This is a genomic window from Micromonospora sp. ATLC20, assembly GCF_057196585.1.
This window is the reverse complement of record NZ_JBXUOV010000077.1, coordinates 1-17800: the sequence shown is the minus strand read 5'-3', so window position 1 is coordinate 17800 and position 17800 is coordinate 1. Positions and strand designations below refer to the sequence as shown.

The window sequence follows — 17800 nt, the reverse complement described above, 5'->3', positions numbered from 1 at the left end:
ACCATGTGCGCCGATGGGTGCAGAGCAAAGGAGGCGGGGGCGGCGCTCCCACCGGCACCCCGCCACTCCCCGCCCGAAATCCGGGCGGGCGGCCGCTCCCCCGCGACCACCAATCGCCACCCTCTCGACGACCGTCACGACGAGTGGAACGTCATGGGTGTCAAACGGGACCGGAAGCACCCATGACGTTCCACTCACCGAGGTCGACCACCGGCGTGCGCGAAAGCGAGAGCGGCGGCGTACGGACGGCGACGGCCGGGGCGCTGAAGTGACGCGTGATCCGTCCTCCGATGCCACCACCTCGGGGAAGTGGAGATGATCCTGGAAACGCGAGCCGGCGAACACGCTCTCCGGCCATTTCCCCACCGGGTGAGCGCGGCGGGCACGAGCGCGCACGTCCCGGCGCGACGGGTGCCGCCCGCGCGAGCCGACACGGGAGACGCACCCACCTGAGTGGACACGTTGCGTGACGACAAGCATCACGGGCACGCCCGCTTTTCATCGTTGTAAGAGATATCGGGAGAGAGCCGCGAGAGACCGCCTCCCATCATTGCGAGACAGTTTCAAGAAATATGCGACGCGAGTGAGCGAACCTCCATTCCGTCACTCATTGCAATCACGATCGGCAATGTTCCCAACATGCGCGCTATTCGCGTATCGTGCCCCCTCGTGCCGTCCGTTCGCCCCTCCGACGCGACTCCCCCCAAACCCCGGCCGCCGTCCGGCGGACGACCGGGGTCCGACGTGGACGCCGAGGTGGTGTCGCTGCCGCCGGACGACGGAAGCGTCGCCGGGCCCGAGTGGGCCGACGACGGGCCGGGCGAGACGCACCACCACAGCCGAGCAGCGCACCACACCGCGGACGAGCACCACACCCGGGACGAGAACGAAGCCCGCGACAAGGGCGAGAGCCCGGACCAGACCCGGGACGCCCGTGAGCTGGCGGCCCGGTTCGAGGAGGAGAAACCGGGACGGGTGCTCGCCGGCCCGGTCGGGATCCTCTTCACCGGCGTCACCGTCGCGGTCGGACTGCTGACGCTCTGGCAGGTGTTCTTCCCGCTGGCCCAGGGCAGCAAGTACTACCTCATCTTCTTCCTGGCCGGCGTCCTGCCGGTGGTGTTCCTCGCGTACCCCTCGGGGGTGCGGCTGCGACGCGCCGTGGCCGACGCGGACGACCGGCGCGGGCCCACGCCCGCGGACTGGCTGCTGGCCCTCGCGGCGCTCGTCGTCTGCCTCTACCCGGTGCTGCCGGTCACCATCGGTGCCGGTGGCGGCGGGTACGACGCCTTCCTCGACCGGCAGGGCCTGCTGGATCCGCTGGACGTGGCGTTCGGCACCGGGCTGCTGCTCCTGCTGCTGGAGGCGTGCCGGCGTACCACCGGATGGATCCTGCCCGCGGTGTGCGTGCTGTTCCTGGGGTACGGCTACTACGGCGGCCTGCTGCCGCAGTCCTGGCCGGTGGCGCACGCGGGGCTCGACTTCGGGCAGCTCGTCGACGCGTTCTACAACTCCGACAGCGGCTTCTACGGCACCCCGCTGGACGTGGCCGCCTCGTACATCGTGCTGTTCACGATCTACGGCGCGGTGCTCGACCTGTCCGGCGCGGGCCGGTTCTTCGTGGAGCTGTCCGCCGCCGCGTTCCGCCGCTCGCGGACGGCCGCCGGGCGTACCGCAGTCGCCTCGGGTTTCCTGCTCGGCACGGTCTCCGGCTCCGGCGCCGCCACCACAGTCAGCATCGGCGCGGTGACCTGGCCGATCCTGCGTCGCGCCGGCTACCCGGCCGAGCGGGCGGGCGGCATGCTCGCCGCGGCCGGCGTGGGGGCGATCCTGTCGCCGCCGACGCTGGGCGCCGCCGCGTTCATCATCGCCGAGTACCTGGGCGTGTCCTACCTCCAGGTGCTCGGCTGGGCCACGGTGCCGACGATCCTCTACTACCTGGGCATCCTGCTCTCCGTGGAGATCGACGCCCGGCGCTCCGGCGTGCGCCCGGTGGTCATCGACACCGGCTCGGCGTGGCGGCTGCTGGCCCGCTTCGGCTACCACTTCCTCTCGCTTCTCGTGATCATCGTGGTGCTGGCGCTCGGCGCGTCGGCGATGCGGGCGGTCGTCATCGCCACCGTGATCGCGGCGGCGCTGTCCTTCCTGGACCGCCGGCACCGGCTCACGCCCGCCCGGCTGGTGGCGGCGCTGCGCGACGGCGTACGCGGGGTGCTCGCGGTGAGCGCCGTCTGCGCCGCGGCCGGCATCATCACCGCCACCACCACGAAGACCGGTCTCGGGCCGCAGGCCGCCGCGCTGCTGATCGACGGCGCGCAGGCGGTCAGCTCGGAGCCGGCGGTGGTGCTGGCGCTGACCGCGGTGCTCGCCGCCGTCGCGCTCAGCCTGCTCGGCCTCGCCGTGCCGGTCACCGCGTCGTTCGTCATCGGCTGGGTGATCATCGGCCCGGCGCTGCTGAACCTGGGCGTCGAGGCGCCCGCAGCGGCCATGTTCGTCTTCTACTTCGCGGTGCTGTCCGAGGTCTCGCCGCCGACCGCGCTCGCCGCTGTCGCCGCCGCCGCGGTCACCGGCGGCCGGCTGGTGCCGACCATGTGGCAGACCCTGCGGTACGCGCTGCCGGCGTACCTGATCCCGCTGGCCTTCGTCATCACGCCGACCGGCCTCGGGCTGCTCGGCATCGGCGGGCCCGGGCGAATCGTGACGGCCGGCCTGGTGTCGGCGCTCGGCGTCGCGGTGCTGGCAGTCGCGGCCGGCGGCTGGCTACCCGGTGTGGGCCCGGCCGGCGTGCCGGAGCGGATCGTCGGCGCGATCGCCGGGCTGGTGCTGCTCTGGCTGGAACCGCTGCCCATGGCGATCGGCGCGGCACTCGCCGCGCTCGCGGTCGCGGGCGTGTACGTCCGACGTGGCGCCGCCGGACACCCCGGCCGCCCGGCGGTCGAAGAATCCGTGGACCTTGGGGAGGAGAGAGAGTGGGACGGATCGACGCGAGGATAGTGGCGGGCGTCGGGGCACTTGTCCTGGTCGCCGCCGGTGCCGCCGGCTGCGGGGGCCGTCAGGACGGCGCGGCGAAGGACGACGCCGCCCGCGAGGTCAGCTGCAAGGTCACCAAGGACACCCGGGTCGGCATCGCCACCGGAAACGCCACCGGCGTCTACTACGTGGTCGGCAACGCGCTCGCCGGTGAGCTGAGCAAGACCACCGACGGCAAGCTCACCGGGACGGCCGCCGAGACCGGCGCCTCGGTGCAGAACGTCGAGCAGCTCGTCGCCGGCCAGTACGACGTGGCGTTCTCCCTGTTCGACACCGCCGTCAACGCGGTGCAGGGCAAGGGGAGCTTCACCGCGCCGCAGCCGGTGAAGGCGCTGGCCCGGATCTACGACAACTACACGCAGGTGGTGGTCCGCGCCGACGCGGGGATCACGTCGGTGGCCGACATGAAGGGCAAGAAGATCTCCACCGGGTCGCCGAAGTCCGGCACCGAGGTCATCGCCAACCGCCTGCTCACCGCCGCCGGGCTGGACCCGGCCAAGGACATCCAGGCGCAGCGGCTGGACCTCACCAAGACCGTCGACGGCATGAAGGACGGCAGCATCGACGGCTTCTTCTGGTCCGGCGGCGTACCGACCGGCGGGGTCACCGACCTGTTCACCACGTCCGGAGACAAGGTGAAGTTCGTCGACATCAGCCCGCTGCTGCCGAAGATGGCCGAGCTGAACCCGGCGTACCAGGCGGGCACCATCGGCAAGGACATCTACCGGACCCCGGCCGACGTGCCCACCATCGTGGTGCCGAACGTGCTGCTGGTGCGGGACGACCTGGACGCCGACGTGGCCTGCGCGATCACCCGGACGGTGTTCGACTCCAAGGACGCCCTGGCCCAGGCGAACCCGGCGGCGAAGGGCATCGAGCTGGGCAACGCCCGCAAGACCGACCCGGTGCCGCTGCACCGTGGCGCGGAGCGGGCGCTGAGCGACCTCGGCGCGAGCTGACCTGAACGGGCCGGGGCCGGCCCTGCGGCCGGGCCCCGCCCCCCCCCCCCCCCCCCCGACCCGACCCGGAGACCCCCGTGCCGCTGCCCCACCCGGCTCGCGTACGCCGGCATCACCGCTCCGCGGACCGCACCGGACGCCTCCGCTCGGTTCGCGTCCAACTGCTGGCCCCGATCCTGGTGGCCACCGCCGGCCTGGTCGTGCTGGGGGCGGCGCAGACCGGCGCGGCGCTCGACGCGTCCGCCGACGCCGACCGGGCCCGCGTGCTGGCCGGCACCGCCACCGCGACCGTACGGCTGGTGCACGAGCTGGAACGCGAGCTGGGCGAGACGGCCGCGTTGCGCCAGCGCGGCGGTACGTCGGGTCGCCCGCTCGTGGACGCGCAGCGACGCCGGGTGGACACCGCTGTCGATCGCTACCGCGCGGCGCAGGGTGACGCCCGCCGGGCCGCCCCCGACCTGACACCCGTGCTCAACGACGCCAGCCGGCGCCTGGACAAGCTCGCGCCCACCCGGGAGCAGGCGGTGGCCGGCGAGGACGCCGACCCGGCGTACGTGTCGCTCGTGGAGTCGCTGCTCGCGGTCGCGGACGCGCTGCCGAGCCAGCTCCGCGACGCCGATCTGGCCAACCAGGCCCGTGAGGTGGCCGCGGTGGCCGCCCAGGAGCACCTGTCCTCGCTGGAGCGCGACCTGCTGCGGGCGGTGTTCGTCCGGGGCGGGCTGGAACGCGGTGAGCTGGCCCGGCTGGGCCGGTTGCGGGGTGCCCGGGAGCAGCGGCAGGCCGAGTTCCTGCGGATCGCCTCCGACTCGTCGAGAACCGCCTGGTACCGCAAGGTCGACGGCACGGACGTGACGGCGGCCCGGCGGATGCGCGACACGGTGCTCGACACCGACGGCGCGCCGGACGCGCTGAAGAGCGACGGCGACGCCTGGTACGTGGCGCAGAGCGGCGCGATCCGCCGGTACAACCTGCTCGGCCGGGACCTGTCCGACGGGCTGGACCGGGACGCGGCGGACCTGGCCGGGGCGGCCCGGTTGCGTGCGGTGCTGACCGCCGGCGCGACGAGCACGGTCGCGCTCGGCTCGCTCCTCACCGCCGTGCTGCTGGCGGTCCGTACGAGCCGCCGGTTGCGCCGGCTGCGGGTGGCCGCGCTGACCATGGCGAACCGGGAACTGCCGGAACGGATCACCGCGATCGCGGCGGGCGAGCGGACCCCGGCGGAGGGCCCGGCGACCCGGATGACCGACGGGATCAGACGCGGCCGGGACGAGGTGGCGCAGGTCGCCGAGGCGTTCGACACGGTGAACCGGGCCGCGTTGCGGCTGGCCGGTCAGCAGGCCGAGTTGCGGCTGGACGTGACCCGGATGGCGGAGGCGCTGGCCCGGCGCATCCGGACGCTCATCACCCGGCAGCTGCGGCTGCTCGACGACTTCGAGCGCGAGGAGACCGACCCGGACGCGCTGGCCCGGCTGTTCGCGCTGGACCACCTCGCCGCCCGGTTGCGCCGCAACGGGGAGAACCTGCTGGTGCTCGCCGGTGGTGAGCCCGGCCGGGGGCACGAGGGCGCGTTGCTGCTGGACGACGTGGTGCGGGCGGCGGCGTCCGAGATCGAGGACTACCCGCGGGTGGAGATCGACGTGCCGACCGCCGCGGTGCACGGCACGGCGGCCGGCAACCTGGTGCACCTGCTGGCGGAGCTGCTGGAGAACGCCACCGTCTACTCGCCACCGGAGGCCCGGGTGCTCGTCGACGGCCGGCGCACGGTCGACGGGCTGGTGCTGCGCGTCCGCGACCAGGGCATCGGCGTCAGCGAGAGCCGGCTGACCGAGATCAACGAGCGGCTGGCCGCGCCGGCCACGCTGTCCAGCGCGGCGGCGGGCAGCATGGGCCTGCACGTGGTGGCCCACCTGGCCGCCCGGCACGGGATCCGGGTGCAGTTGCACAACCCCGGTACCGGCACTGTGGCGCAGGTCGACGTACCGGAATCGGTGCTGACCCGGGTCGAGTCGGTGGCGTCCCGGCCGGCCGCCGAGCGGCGGCCGCGCGCCGCCGCCTGGTTCAAGTCCGGGCCGGCCGCCGGCCGCAGTCTCGTCACCAGCGCCACGGCCGTCGGGCCGGTGCGTGGCGTCGCCGCGGTCCGCACGCCGGGTGGCGCGTTGCTGGCGCCGAGCACGGCGCGGATCCGGCCGGTGAGCGTGCCGCCGACGCCCGTCCCGACCACCGCCGCCGGGCTTCCCCGGCGGCAGGTGGGCGGCCACCTGCCCGAGCCGATGCCGGACACCACCGCGCCGCCGCCGGCCACCGACCTGCTCGACCCCGAAGTGGTACGTGCCCGGCTGTCCGCCCTCGCCGAGGGGGTGGCCAGCGCGACCCGCCGTGCCCCGAACACCACACCCAACGGGAGAAGACCATGACCTCACCGTCCACCACCGGACTGGACTGGCTGCTGGCGAACTTCGCCGAGCAGGTGCCGGACGTCTCGCACGCGCTCGCGGTCTCCGAGGACGGGCTGCGGCTGGCGTCCTCGCCCGATCTCGCCCCGGACCAGGTCGACCAGCTCTCCGCGGTGATCAGCGGGCTGGCGAGCCTGACCGTGGGCGCGGCCCGGCTCATGTCCGCCGGCCGGGTACGCCAGCAGATCGTCGACATGGACGGCGGCGTGATGCTGGTGATGGCGGTGGGTGAACGGGCGCTGCTCGGCGTGCTCGCCGCGCCCGGCTGCGACCTGGGTCAGATCGGCTACGAGACGGCGACGCTGGTGCAGCGGGTGGCGGAGGCGCTGGAACCGGCGGTCCGCCGGTGAACGGCCGCCGGCTGCGGCTGACCGCCGCGCTGATGACGGCGGTGCTGGTGGCCGGGTGCGCGGCCGAGGACTCCGCGCCGGAGGCGTGGCACGGCGGGCGGATCTTCCTGGCCACCGGCAACACCACAGGCGTGTACTACCAGCTCGGCGGCGGGTACGCCGACCTGATCACCCGCCATCTGCCCGGGTACGAGGCGCGGGCCGAGCCGACCGGCGCGTCGGTGGAGAACATCACCCGGGTGGCGAGCGGCGACATGGAGATCGCGTTCAGCCTGGCCGACACGGCGGCGGACGCGGTCGACGGGCGCGGGGCGTTCGACAAGCAGCCGCAGCCGGTACGCGCGCTGGCCCGGGTCTACAGCAACTACACGCACGTGATCGTCCGCGCCGACGGCAAGATCCGCAGCTTCGCCGACCTGCGCGGCAAGCGCATCTCCACCGGTTCGCCGAAGTCCGGCACCGACATCATCGCCGGGCGCCTGCTCACCGCCGGTGGCATGGACCCGAACCGGGACATCCAGCGGTTCAACCTGTCGCTGCCGGAGACGGTCAAGCGGATGCGGGCGAAGGGCCTGGACGCCATGTTCTTCTCCGGCGGTCTGCCCACCCCCGGTGTCAAGGATCTGCTCTCGTCCGCACCGGGCACGTTCCGGCTGCTGCCGATCGACGAGCTGATCGAGCCGTTGAGCGCCCGCTTCGGCGCCGTCTACACCACGGCGACGCTGCCGAAGGAGGTGTACGGGACACCCGAGCCGACGCCGACCATCACGGTGGCGAACGTGATCCTGGTGGGGGCGGACATGCCGGACCAGCTGGCGTACGACCTGACCCGGGTGCTGTTCACCTGGCAGGGCGAGTTGATCCAGGTGCACCCGGAGGCGGCGAATTTCAACCGGTCCAGCGCCGCGTCGACCCGCCCGATCCCGTTGCATCCGGGCGCGCAGCGGTTCTACCGCACCGGCTGAGCGCGGGACCGCGCCGCCTCGACCGCGCCGGGGCGGGACCGCGCCTGCTCACGGCGTCCAGTCGCGCCGCAGCAGGCCGTAGATCACCATGTCTCCGAAGCCGTCGCCGTCGTACCCGCGCTCCCGCTGGGTGCCCTCGTGGACGAAACCGCATCGCTCGGCGGTACGCCGCATGGCCGTGTTGGCGGCGAGCGTCTCGATCTCCAGGCGGCGCAGGTTGCGGTTGCGGAAGCCGTACCGGCAGAGCAGCCGGATCACCTCGGTGCCGTAGCCCTGGCCGCGCGCCTCGGGGAGCAGCGTGATGCCGAGGTGGGCGAGCCTGCTGAACGTGTCGATCCCCCACAGCACGCCGGTGCCGAGGAACGTGCCGTCGGCGACGGTCTCGGCCAGCAGCGACACCGCGGCGCCCGCGTCCGGCTGCTCGCCGACGCGCTTCTCCAGCCGGGCCCGGACCTGCCCGACGTGGTGCGGCAGGAACGGCCCGTCGTCGGTGATCAGGTGCAGTTCCGGATCGGCGTGCAGGCGGAACAGGTCCGGTGCGTCGTCGGGGGTGGGGGTACGCAGGCGGACCCGGTCGGTGGCGAACATCCCGCGACGCTAACAGCCGGGCCGCAGCCACTCGACCGGATTATCCGGCCGCCGCCGGGCGCCCCACACGCCTAAACTAAGTGCTTAGCTAACTGAGGAGGTCGCGCTGTGTCTGCTGAGGCTGCGCACTACAACATGCATGACGCCAAGACCCACCTGTCGCGCATCATCGAGCGGGTGGAACGCGGCGAAGAGATCATCATCGACCGGGCGGGCACCCCCGTGGCGAAGGTCGTGCCGCTCGTGCGCCGAACCGACCGCACGGCGGTCGGCTCCCTCGCCGGGCAGGTGGACCTCTCCGGTGACTGGGACTCGCCACAGACCAACGCCGAGATCGCCGCCGACTTCGGAATCGGCGCATGACCCTGCTGCTGGACACCCACGTCGCGCTCTGGGCCATCACCGGCGACGCCACCCTCGGCGTCGAGTTCCTCGACCGGCTACGCCACGACCCCGATGTCTTCCTCTCCCCGGTCAGCCTCTGGGAGATCACCGTCAAGCAGCAGGCGGGAAAGCTCTCCGGTCCTCCCGACCTCGCGGAGCGGGTGCGGGACATGGGTTTCCGTGAACTCCCGGTGACCCACGACCACGCCATCACCGCAGGCCGCCTGCCGCCGCATCACCGGGATCCCTTCGACCGGATGCTGGTGGCGCAGGCGATCACGGAGAACCTGACCCTGGCCACCCGCGACGCCTCCATCCCGCTCTACGACGTCGACGTCCTCAAGGTGTAGGCCTCAGGCGTCGGCGGGGGTGGTGGCGGCCCGCGCCGCCGCGACCAGCCGGGCGGTCTCGTCGGTCACCGCCTCGTCGTCGGTCGGCGTCCCCGGGTCGTAGCGGACCGTCCAGGTCAGGCCGTCGACCCCGGGCACCCGCCGGGCCGCGATCCGCCCGGAGCCGCCGGGCACCTCGTGGTGCGAGGTGTACGCCACCGAGCCGGTGACCCGGGCCCGGACCTGGTGCGGCAGGTCACCCGGGTCGACGAGCAGGTACGTCTCGGGGAGGCCGTCCGCGACCACCAGGTAGCCGTCGCGCTCGGCGACCGGCTCGGCCGGCGTGACGGTGAGTTCCCGGCCGGACCAGACCGCCTTGAGGATGTCGTGCCAGCCGAGGCGGTCCACCCGGCCGGGCAGCCAGAGCCCGCGGTTGCTGGCGACCAGCACGCCGTCGTTGCCGCCCTCGCCGGTGCCGGCGGCGGCCCAGGCGAGCACCCGCTCGTCGGCGACCAGCGGCGGCCGGTCCGCCGAGGGCAGTTTCGGCCGGCGGTTGAACAGACCCATCACAAACCTCCGGCGGCCTGCTCGCGCAGTGCCCGTGCGTGCTGTTCCAGCGAGAGCAGTTCCCCGAACAGGGCGAAGTACTCGTCCTTGTTGCTCACCGGGTTGACTCGCTGGATCTTCGACTTCAGGTCACGGATGCGGCCGGTGACCGAACTCCACTGGAGCCGAGCCATGGTGATCGAGACGTACCGCGGGTCGGGCTCGCCGTCGATACGCAGCGGTTCCACCGCCAGCTCGCCGATCAACGCCTGCCCGGCCAGGTCGTCGCAGGCATCGCGGACCCGCTCGATCCAGACCGCGCCGCCGGTGGCGCCGGACGCCCCGCCTGCCGCGGCCACGGCGGCGCGTACCGCGAGGTGCACCGGATGCTGGTAGTCGGTCGCCTCGACCGCGTCGAACATCGGGCCGGCCAGGACCGGCTCCTGCAACGCCAGCTTCAGCGCCTCCCGCTCCACCATGGAGCGAGGGCTGTCCACAGTGGGCGCGTTCGGGCGGGGGCGCCCGGACGCGGCGGGCCCACCGGGGGCCGGTTGCCCGTTCGCGGCGGCCAGCACCGCGCGCTGCACCGGCTCGATCTCCATGCCGAGGTCGCCGGCGAGTTTGCGGACGTACTCCGGGCGCTTCTCCCGGTCCTTGATCTTCGCCACGAGCGGCGCGGCGCGGCGCATGGCCTCGACCCGGCCGTCGACGGTGTCCAGGTCGAACCGGTTGATCACGTGCCGGAGTGCGAAGTCCACCAGGGGCTCGCGGCGGGCCACCAGGTCACGTACGGCCAGGTCGCCCTTTGCCAGGCGCAGATCGCACGGGTCCATGTTGTCGGGGCTGACCGCGATGAAGGTACGCCCGACGAAGCGCTGGTCGTCCTCGAAGGCGCGCAGCGCGGCCTTCTGCCCGGCCGCGTCGCCGTCGAAGGTGAAGATGATCTCACCGGCCCGCTCGTCGCTGTCGAACAGCACCCGGCGCAGCACCGAGATGTGGTCGCCGCCGAACGCGGTGCCGCAGGTAGCCACCGCCGTCGGCACGTCGGCCAGGTGGCAGGCCATCACGTCGGTGTAGCCCTCGACCACCACCACCTTGCCCTGCTTGGCGATCTCCCGCTTGGCCTGGTCGATGCCGTAGAGCACGTGCGACTTCTTGTAGATCGGCGTCTCGGGGGTGTTCAGGTATTTCGGGCCGTCGTCGTCGTCGAACAGCTTGCGGGCGCCGAAGCCGATCACGTCGCCGGTGATGTCCCGGATCGGCCACATCAGGCGGCGGCGGAACCTGTCGATCAGCGAACCGGAGCGGGCCGGGCGGGACAGCCCGGCGGTGACCAGCTCGTCGTGGGTGAAGCCCTGCTGACGCAGGTGCTTGGTGAGCATGTCCCACCCGTCGGGGGCGAAGCCGCAGCCGTACCGCTCGGCGGCGGCCCGGTCGAAGCCGCGCCCGGCGAGGAACTCGCGGGCCGGGCGCGCGCCGGCGGTGGTGAGCTGGGCCCGGTAGAAGTCGACGGCGGCGGCGTGCGCGGCCACCAGGCGCTGCCGCTGCCCCTGCTGCGGGCGGGGACGCGGCGCCGACCTGTCGTCCTCGACGTAGCGCAACTGGATGCCGGCGCGGGCGGCCAGCCGCTCGACCGACTCGACGAAGCTGAGGTGCTCGGCGTCCATCAGGAACTTGATCGCGTCGCCGCCGACCCCGCAGCCGAAGCAGTAGAACACGTTGCGGGCGGGCGAGACGTTGAACGACGGGCTCTTCTCGTCGTGGAACGGGCAGAGCCCCTTGAGGTTGCCGCCGCCGGCCGACTTGAGCGTCACCACCTCGGAGATGACGTCCGCGATGGCGGTGCGCTCGCGGACCAGCGCGATGTCCTCGTCCCGGATCCGCCCCGCCATGACCGCCACCCCCTCGGCGTACATCCTGCCCTGCCGGACCGACGTTCCGGCGGCCGGGGGGACGGGCGTGTGGCCGGCCACGCCCGTCCCCGCCGGCTCAGGCCGAGCGGGCCGCCGCGGGGTCGCCGATACGCGGGAACGGCTCGATCGAGAAGACCACCTCGACCGGCACCTCGAAGTACGCGGCGATGCGCAGCGCCAGGTGCAGGCTGGGCCGGAACTCGCCGCGCTCCAGGTAACCGACGGTCTGGTAGTGCACACCGAGCGCGTCGGCCAGTTGCCGGCGGGAGATGCCCCGTTCGGCGCGCAGCACCGCGATGCGGTTGTGCACGGTCTCGCTCATCGACGCCCTCTCATCCGACCCGCTGCATGGCCCGCTCCCGCCGGGCCGCGACCCGCGAGCCGGACTCCCGGCGGGCCATCCGGCGCAGCACCACCGGGGCCAGCACGAGCCCGAGCACCGCCCAGGCGCCGAGCACGCCGACCGTCTCCAGGTGCCGCCAGGAGCCGCCGAGTTCGACGGCCGCGAGGTCGCCGGGGAGCAGCGCCGAGCGCATGCCCAAGCCTAGCCAGTAGAGCGGGAACACCTGGGCGACGCCCTGGAGCCAGCCGGGCAGGCCGTTGATCGGGTAGAAGATGCCGGACAGCGCGATGAGACCGAAGATCGGCATCACCACCAGGCCCATGTTGCGGGGGTTCTCCACCAGCGAGCCGATCACCGCGCCCAGCGGCAGCGTCGCCACCAGCCCGAGCGGCACCACCCAGGCCAGCGTGAGCCAGGCGCCGGGGTCGCCGAGCCGCAGCCCGTCGAGGAAGAACAGCCCCGGCGTGAGCTGGATGACCACGCCGATCAGTGCGACCGCCGAGACCAGCACGATCTTGCCGACCAGGTAGCCGAGCATGCCGTCCGGGATCGCCTTGGCGCGCAGCAGCGTGCCGTCCTCCCGGTCGATGACGAGCTGGTTGGCCAGCCCGAGCAGGCCGCCGAAGAGCAGGCCCATGCCGAGCGCGCTGGGCAGCGTACGGGCGCCGAGCGAGAAGTCGGTGCCGGGCACAGTCGAGCCGCGCATCCAGAACACGGCGATCAGCAGCACCACTGTGGGGAAGAAGTAGGTCCAGAGATCCTGGCCGTTGGTGAACGTGGCGCGCAGCTCGATCACGCCGCGCCGCAGCCCGGCCCGTAGCGCGTTGGTGGTCGGGTTCATCGGTTCGCCTCCTGCTGCCACACCCGCTCGGCCCGGCCGGTACGGATGCCTGTCTCCTCCTCGTGCACCAGCGCCAGGTACGCGTCCTCCAGGCTGGCCCGGCGCACCTCCAGCTCGCGTATCCGGTCGCCGTGCTCACGGAGCAGGTCGCGCAGGAACGCGGTGGCGTCGGCGGTGGCGTGCACGTACCGCTCGCCGTCCCGGGTCCAGCGCACCTCGGCGTCCCCCGCGACACGCCGGGCGAGCTGGTCGGGCGACCCCTCGGCGATGATCCGGCCGCCGGCCAGGATGAGGATGCGGTCGGCCAGCTTCTCCGCCTCGGCCAGGTCGTGCGTGGTCAGCACGATGGTGGTCTCGTCCAGGTCGGCCAGGCGGTGCACCAGCTCGTGGAACTCGCGCCGGGCGGCCGGGTCGAAGCCGACGGTGGGCTCGTCCAGGAACAGCAGTTCCGGCCGGCCCACGATGCCGACAGCGACGTCGAGCCGGCGACGCTGACCACCGGAGAGCCGGGACACCCGGCTGCCGGCGTGCGCGGCCAGGCCCACCGTCTCCAGCAGCTCGTCCACCGGCCACGGGCGCGCGATCCGGTCGGTGGCGTACGGCGCGTAGAAGTCGCCGAGGTGGGCGAGCAGCTCCCGTACCCGCCACTTGCCGTGGTCGCGCCAGGACTGCAGCACCACGCCCAGTCGTGCGCGCCACCGCTCGTCACCGCGCGCCGGGTCGGTGCCGAGCACCCGCACCGTGCCGGCCGAGGGCAGCCGGAAGCCTTCGAGGATCTCGATGGTGGTGGTCTTGCCCGCGCCGTTGGGCCCGAGCAGCGCCACCACCTCGCCCCGCCGGGCGGTCAGGTCGACGCCGTGCAGCACGTCGACGGCGCCGTAGCGCATACGCAGATCCCGCACGTCGAGGACGAGATCCTCGTCGGGCGGTCGGGGGGACGCGACGGCCCCGGGAAGTTCGACCGCAGTCATGCCTCGGAATGTAGCACTCATACTACAAACAGAGGTACCCCCACTCAGGAGCGTGGGCGGTGGAACCAGCGCGTGACGGGGGCCGGTTCCTCCTCCTCGTACGACCGGGCCGCGTTCACCGCGGCGGCCAGGCCGGAGCGGCGGGGCCGGGGCCCGGCGCGCAGCATCGGATCGGCGGCCATCTCCCGGAGCACCGCGACGGCCAGGCCCAACATCACCACGACGAACGGCAACGCGACCAGGATGGTCGCCTGTTGCAGCGCGGCCAGGCCGCCGGCCAGCAGCAACGCCGCCGCGACCGCGCCGATCAGCACGCCCCAGAGCACCACCACCCCGCGATGTGGCCGCAACGCGCCCCGCGAGCTGAGCGAGCCGAGCACCAGCGACGCCGAGTCCGCGCTGGTGACGAAGTAGAGACCGATCAGCACCATGGCGAGCACGCTCGTCAGCGTGGCCAGCGGCAGCGCGTCGAGCAGCCCGAACAGCCCCTGCTCGGACCCGGCGTCCACGTCCGCCACCAGATCGCGGGTGTCGGTGGTCTGCGTACGCAGGGCGGTCCCGCCCATCACCGCGAACCAGACGGTGCTCGCGCCGCTGGGTATCAGCAGCACCCCGATCAGGAACTGGCGGACCGTGCGGCCGCGCGAGATGCGGGCGATGAACGTGCCCACGAACGGCGCCCAGGAGATCCACCACGCCCAGTAGAAGATCGTCCACGAGCCCAGCCAGGCAGGATCGGAGAACGCCCCGGTACGCGTAGACATGCGCACCAGGCCGCTCAGGTAGTCACCGACCGAGGCCGGCAGCACCTCCAGCGTGTAGACGGTCGGACCGACCACGAACACGAACAGCATCAGCACGACCGCGATAAGCACGTTCGTGGTGGACAGCCACTTCACGCCCCGGTGCAGGCCGGAGAACGCGGAGACGACGAACGCGAGTGTGAGCGCGCCGATGATCGTCAGCTCGACGGCCCGGCTGTCCGGCACGCCGGCCACCAGATCCAGGCCGGCCGCCACCTGGAGCGCGCCCAGACCGAGGCTGGTCGCGGAGCCGAACACGGTGGCGAAGACGGCGAGCAGGTCGATCGCCCGACCGAGCGGGCCCTCGGTCCGGTCCCCGAGCAGCGGCGCGAACGCGGACGAGATCCGGTTACCACGCCCCTTGCGGAACGTCGAGTACGCCAGCGCCAGCGCCGCGATCGCGTAGATGCCCCACGGATGCAGCGTCCAGTGGAAGAGCGTGTACTGCATGGCCGTCGCCGCGGCAGCACCGGTCTGCGGCTCGACGCCGGACGCGGGCGGCGGCGTCGCGTAGTGCTGGATCGGTTCGGCGACGGCGAAGAACACCAGGCCGATGCCCATGCCGGCGCTGAACATCATGGCGATCCAGGCCAGCGTGTCGAACTCCGGCTCGTCGTCGTCGGCCCCGAGCCGGATCCGGCCGAACCGGGAGGCTGCCACGACCACCGCCAACACCAGGAAGGCGTCCGCCGCGACCACGAAGAACCAGCCGAACGTGCTCACGGTCCAGGCCAGGCCGGACTCGCCGAACCGGGCCAGCGAGCCCCGGGCGAACACGCCCCAGGCCACCACGGCCAGCACGCCGGCCACGCCGAGCCCGAGCACCACCCGGTCGACCCGCTTGCCCACGTCTTCCCCCATGGCCCCATCCTGGGCAGCGCAGCCGCCCGGGTAGGACGAAACGCCCCACTCCGCCTCCGTCGATCTTGGAGTTGTGGCGCCCGGAATGCCGGCTTCACGCCGGTATCAGAGGTGCCACAACTCCAAGATCGGCGTCGGGAGCGGGGCGGCGAGGGCGGGGCGGGGCGGGCGGGGGGCGGGGCGGGCGGGGCGGGTCAGGACATGACGGCGGCGGCCTCCTCGGCCTCCACCGCGGCGTTCCAGGCCGGCTTGGTGGACCGCCAGCCCTCGTCGTCCATCCCGCGCCGCCAGTAGCCGGAGATGGACAGGTCACCCCGCGGCACGCCGCGCTCCACGCGCAGCAGCCGCCGCAGCTCCTTCACCGCGCCGGCCTCACCGTGCACGAACGCGTGCACCCGGCCGGGCGGGAACTCCAGCGCCCGGACCGCCTCGACCAGCGGCGCGCCGTACGGGCGCCCGTCGCGGTGCAGCCAGCGCACCTCGACCGCGTCCGCACCGGCCAGTGGCAGTTCGTCGGCCGGGCCGCCGACCTCGACGTACACCTTCGCGGGAGCGCCCGCGGGCAGCCGCTCCAGGGCGGCGGCGATGGCCGGCAGCGCGCTCTCGTCGCCCGCCAGCAGATGCCAGTCGGCGGCCGGGTCCGGCGCGTACGCACCGCCCGGCCCGGTGAACAACACCCTGTCGCCGGGACGCAGCGCCGCCGCCCACGGCCCGGCCAGACCCTCGTCGCCGTGGTGCACCACGTCCACTGTCATCTCACCCGCCGCGGCGTCCCAGGCCCGGACGGTGTACGCGCGCAGGCGCGGCCACTGCTCCGCCGGGAACTCCCGCTTGATCGTCGCCAGGTCGACCGGGTGCGGATAGGTCACCCCGGCCGGCGGGAAGGCGAACTTCACGTAGTGGTCGGTGTACGCGCCCACGGGCAGCCCGGCCAGCTCCGGACCCCCCAGCAGGAGGCGGATCAGGTGCGGGGTGGGCCGCGTGGTCCGGACGACCGTGGCGGCGGTGAGCTTCTTCGGGCGATCCGTCATACTGCTTAGGCTAGCCTAAGCTCCGGCGGGGTGATCCGGTCAGCTCGGCGACACCAGACGGGCATGCCAGGCCAGCGCGGCCGGATCGGTGAGCGAGGCGACCTGGTCGACCACCACGCGCAGCCGCGCGGCGTCGTCCGCCGCGTCCCGCCACAGCGGCGCGAACACCGGGTCGAGCGCGTCCGGCGCCCGGTCCAGCAGCGCCGCGACCAGCCCGGTCAGCACGTCCCGCTGCCGCCCGTAGCGGTCCTCGGCGCCGGGACGGCGCATCACGTACCGCAGGGCGATGCCCTTGAGCAGCGCACACTGCGCCCGGATCCGGCGCGGCACCACAAGGTCGGCGTCGTAGCGGCGGTGCGGACCGGGGCCGTGGCGCTGCTGCGTGGCCTCCACCACGCCGGCGACGAACCGGCCGGTGAGCACGCTCGTGGTGGCCTTCAACGCGGCGAGCGCACGGTGGCTGCCGTCGTACGCGGCCAGCGGCGCGAGCACCGGATCGGCCAGCAGGTCGGCCAGCACCTCGCCCAGGTCCTCCGGCGCCTCACCCGAGTAGGTGGCGGCCACGTCGGCGCAGAGCGCCCGCCGCTCGTCCGCGTCGGCCAGCAGCGGGCGCAGGTCGACGTACCCGCCGTGGATGCCGTCCTCGACGTCGTGCACCGAGTACGCCACGTCGTCGGCCCAGTCCATCACCTGGGCCTCCAGGCAACGCCGCGCGCCGGGCGGGGCGCCCTCGCGCAGCCAGTCGAAGACCTGGCGGTCGTCGGCGTACACGCCGAACTTGCGCTCGCCGGGGCGGCGCGGCCACGGGTACTTGCTCACCGCGTCCAGCGCGGCCCGGGTCAGGTTCAGCCCTGCCGAACGTCCGTCCGGGGTGAGCACCTTGGCCTCCAGCCGGGTGAGCACCCGCAGCGTCTGCGCGTTGCCCTCGAAGCCGCCGCAGGCGGCGGCCAGCTCGTCCAGCGCGTACTCGCCGTTGTGCCCGAACGGCGGGTGGCCCAGGTCGTGGGCCAGCCCGGCGGTGTCCACCACGTCCGGGTCGCAGCCCAGCCGGGCGCCCATCTCGCGGGCGATCTGCGCGACCTCCAGCGAGTGGGTCAGCCGGGTACGCAGGAAGTCGTTCGTGCCGGCGGTGTGCACCTGCGTCTTCGCGGCGAGCCGGCGGAACGCCGCCGAGTGCAGCACGCGGGCGCGGTCCCGCTCGAACGGCGACCGGCCGTACCCGGTGTCCTTGGGCGCCTCGTCGACCAGCCGCGCCGCGTCGCCGCTCACTTCTCCCGGACTGGCAGGTGGTCGCGACTGCGGGGCTCGCAAGACCGGCTCACTCCTCGCGCTCCCGGACCGCTGAGGTCGCGACTGCGGGGCTCGCAAGACCGGCTCACTCCTCGCGCTCCCGGACCGCTGAGGTCGCGACTGCGGGGCTCGCAAGACCGGCTCAC

The 17800-nt window shown here is 73.3% G+C and carries 16 protein-coding genes; 7 read left to right on the top strand and 9 right to left on the bottom strand.

The features are described from left to right. The first annotated feature begins 744 nt into the window (after nucleotides 1–744). From AC2CHG_RS17575 to AC2CHG_RS17555, 5 genes are all read left to right on the top strand, one after another. Entirely contained in the window at nucleotides 745–2991 is a 2247-nt protein-coding gene (locus tag AC2CHG_RS17575; RefSeq protein ID WP_484525142.1) for a TRAP transporter permease, read from the top strand. Further along, on the top strand, nucleotides 2967–3986 hold the full coding sequence (locus AC2CHG_RS17570; protein ID WP_262015186.1) for a TAXI family TRAP transporter solute-binding subunit: 1020 nt from the start codon (nucleotides 2967–2969) through the stop codon (nucleotides 3984–3986). Before AC2CHG_RS17575 ends, AC2CHG_RS17570 begins: the two co-directional genes overlap by 25 nt. Before the next feature lie 77 nt (nucleotides 3987–4063). Further along, a complete protein-coding gene (locus tag AC2CHG_RS17565; RefSeq protein ID WP_484525141.1) occupies nucleotides 4064–6400 on the top strand; it encodes a sensor histidine kinase in 2337 nt (778 codons plus the stop codon). Beyond that, entirely contained in the window at nucleotides 6397–6789 is a 393-nt protein-coding gene (locus tag AC2CHG_RS17560; protein WP_135241543.1) for a roadblock/LC7 domain-containing protein, read from the top strand. Before AC2CHG_RS17565 ends, AC2CHG_RS17560 begins: the two co-directional genes overlap by 4 nt. Continuing rightward, entirely contained in the window at nucleotides 6786–7754 is a 969-nt protein-coding gene (locus tag AC2CHG_RS17555; protein WP_262015184.1) for a TAXI family TRAP transporter solute-binding subunit, read from the top strand. The genes AC2CHG_RS17560 and AC2CHG_RS17555 overlap by 4 nt, the downstream gene beginning before the upstream one ends. Before the next feature lie 48 nt (nucleotides 7755–7802). Here AC2CHG_RS17555 and AC2CHG_RS17550 read toward each other — a convergent pair whose 3' ends face one another. Further along, on the bottom strand, nucleotides 7803–8342 hold the full coding sequence (locus AC2CHG_RS17550) for a GNAT family N-acetyltransferase (protein WP_262015183.1): 540 nt from the start codon (nucleotides 8340–8342) through the stop codon (nucleotides 7803–7805). A 108-nt stretch (nucleotides 8343–8450) separates the two neighbouring features. Here AC2CHG_RS17550 and AC2CHG_RS17545 point away from each other — a divergent pair, with 108 nt between their 5' ends. Together AC2CHG_RS17545 and AC2CHG_RS17540 are read left to right on the top strand one after the other, a co-directional pair. Next, nucleotides 8451–8705, top strand: coding sequence for a type II toxin-antitoxin system Phd/YefM family antitoxin (locus tag AC2CHG_RS17545; RefSeq protein ID WP_194802314.1), 255 nt, complete (start codon nucleotides 8451–8453; stop codon nucleotides 8703–8705). Next, on the top strand, nucleotides 8702–9076 hold the full coding sequence (locus AC2CHG_RS17540) for a type II toxin-antitoxin system VapC family toxin (protein WP_484525140.1): 375 nt from the start codon (nucleotides 8702–8704) through the stop codon (nucleotides 9074–9076). Before AC2CHG_RS17545 ends, AC2CHG_RS17540 begins: the two co-directional genes overlap by 4 nt. 3 nt (nucleotides 9077–9079) lie before the next feature. Here AC2CHG_RS17540 and AC2CHG_RS17535 read toward each other — a convergent pair whose 3' ends face one another. The 8 genes from AC2CHG_RS17535 to AC2CHG_RS17500 all read right to left on the bottom strand — a co-directional run bounded on the left by AC2CHG_RS17535 (nucleotide 9080) and on the right by AC2CHG_RS17500 (nucleotide 17633). Beyond that, the gene (locus AC2CHG_RS17535; protein WP_262015182.1) at nucleotides 9080–9622 is read right to left on the bottom strand and encodes a hypothetical protein; all 543 of its coding nucleotides are present in this window, start codon (nucleotides 9620–9622) and stop codon (nucleotides 9080–9082) included. Next, nucleotides 9622–11517 carry a DNA primase gene (gene dnaG / locus AC2CHG_RS17530; protein ID WP_484525139.1) on the bottom strand — a complete coding sequence of 632 codons (1896 nt, stop codon included), beginning with the start codon at nucleotides 11515–11517 and terminating at the stop codon, nucleotides 9622–9624. The genes AC2CHG_RS17535 and dnaG overlap by 1 nt, the downstream gene beginning before the upstream one ends. Nucleotides 11518–11590: 73 nt before the next feature. Further along, nucleotides 11591–11836 (bottom strand): helix-turn-helix transcriptional regulator, encoded by a 246-nt coding sequence (locus AC2CHG_RS17525; RefSeq protein ID WP_013287928.1) that lies wholly within the window; start codon nucleotides 11834–11836, stop codon nucleotides 11591–11593. 10 nt (nucleotides 11837–11846) lie between these two features. Then, on the bottom strand, nucleotides 11847–12698 hold the full coding sequence (locus AC2CHG_RS17520; protein WP_120568541.1) for an ABC transporter permease: 852 nt from the start codon (nucleotides 12696–12698) through the stop codon (nucleotides 11847–11849). Further along, nucleotides 12695–13669 carry an ABC transporter ATP-binding protein gene (locus tag AC2CHG_RS17515; protein ID WP_262015179.1) on the bottom strand — a complete coding sequence of 325 codons (975 nt, stop codon included), beginning with the start codon at nucleotides 13667–13669 and terminating at the stop codon, nucleotides 12695–12697. Before AC2CHG_RS17515 ends, AC2CHG_RS17520 begins: the two co-directional genes overlap by 4 nt. 44 nt (nucleotides 13670–13713) lie before the next feature. After that, on the bottom strand, nucleotides 13714–15333 hold the full coding sequence (locus AC2CHG_RS17510) for a BCCT family transporter (RefSeq protein ID WP_484525138.1): 1620 nt from the start codon (nucleotides 15331–15333) through the stop codon (nucleotides 13714–13716). A 194-nt stretch (nucleotides 15334–15527) separates the two neighbouring features. Continuing rightward, nucleotides 15528–16364 carry a siderophore-interacting protein gene (locus AC2CHG_RS17505; RefSeq protein ID WP_484525137.1) on the bottom strand — a complete coding sequence of 279 codons (837 nt, stop codon included), beginning with the start codon at nucleotides 16362–16364 and terminating at the stop codon, nucleotides 15528–15530. A 39-nt stretch (nucleotides 16365–16403) separates the two neighbouring features. Further along, complete coding sequence (locus AC2CHG_RS17500; protein WP_484525136.1) at nucleotides 16404–17633, bottom strand: deoxyguanosinetriphosphate triphosphohydrolase; 1230 nt, start codon at nucleotides 17631–17633, stop codon at nucleotides 16404–16406. Nucleotides 17634–17800 lie beyond the last annotated feature (167 nt).

Bases quoted from the DNA above. Each gene is read 5' to 3' on its own strand.
- AC2CHG_RS17560 (WP_135241543.1), top strand. From the start codon at position 6,397: ATGACCTCACCGTCCACCACCGGACTGGACTGGCTGCTGGCGAACTTC.
- AC2CHG_RS17550 (WP_262015183.1), bottom strand. From the start codon at position 8,342: ATGTTCGCCACCGACCGGGTCCGCCTGCGTACCCCCACCCCCGACGAC.
- AC2CHG_RS17540 (WP_484525140.1), top strand. From the start codon at position 8,702: ATGACCCTGCTGCTGGACACCCACGTCGCGCTCTGGGCCATCACCGGC.
- AC2CHG_RS17535 (WP_262015182.1), bottom strand. From the start codon at position 9,622: ATGGGTCTGTTCAACCGCCGGCCGAAACTGCCCTCGGCGGACCGGCCG.
- dnaG (WP_484525139.1), bottom strand. From the start codon at position 11,517: ATGTACGCCGAGGGGGTGGCGGTCATGGCGGGGCGGATCCGGGACGAG.
- AC2CHG_RS17525 (WP_013287928.1), bottom strand. From the start codon at position 11,836: ATGAGCGAGACCGTGCACAACCGCATCGCGGTGCTGCGCGCCGAACGG.
- AC2CHG_RS17520 (WP_120568541.1), bottom strand. From the start codon at position 12,698: ATGAACCCGACCACCAACGCGCTACGGGCCGGGCTGCGGCGCGGCGTG.
- AC2CHG_RS17515 (WP_262015179.1), bottom strand. From the start codon at position 13,669: ATGACTGCGGTCGAACTTCCCGGGGCCGTCGCGTCCCCCCGACCGCCC.
- AC2CHG_RS17510 (WP_484525138.1), bottom strand. From the start codon at position 15,333: ATGGGGGAAGACGTGGGCAAGCGGGTCGACCGGGTGGTGCTCGGGCTC.
- AC2CHG_RS17505 (WP_484525137.1), bottom strand. From the start codon at position 16,364: ATGACGGATCGCCCGAAGAAGCTCACCGCCGCCACGGTCGTCCGGACC.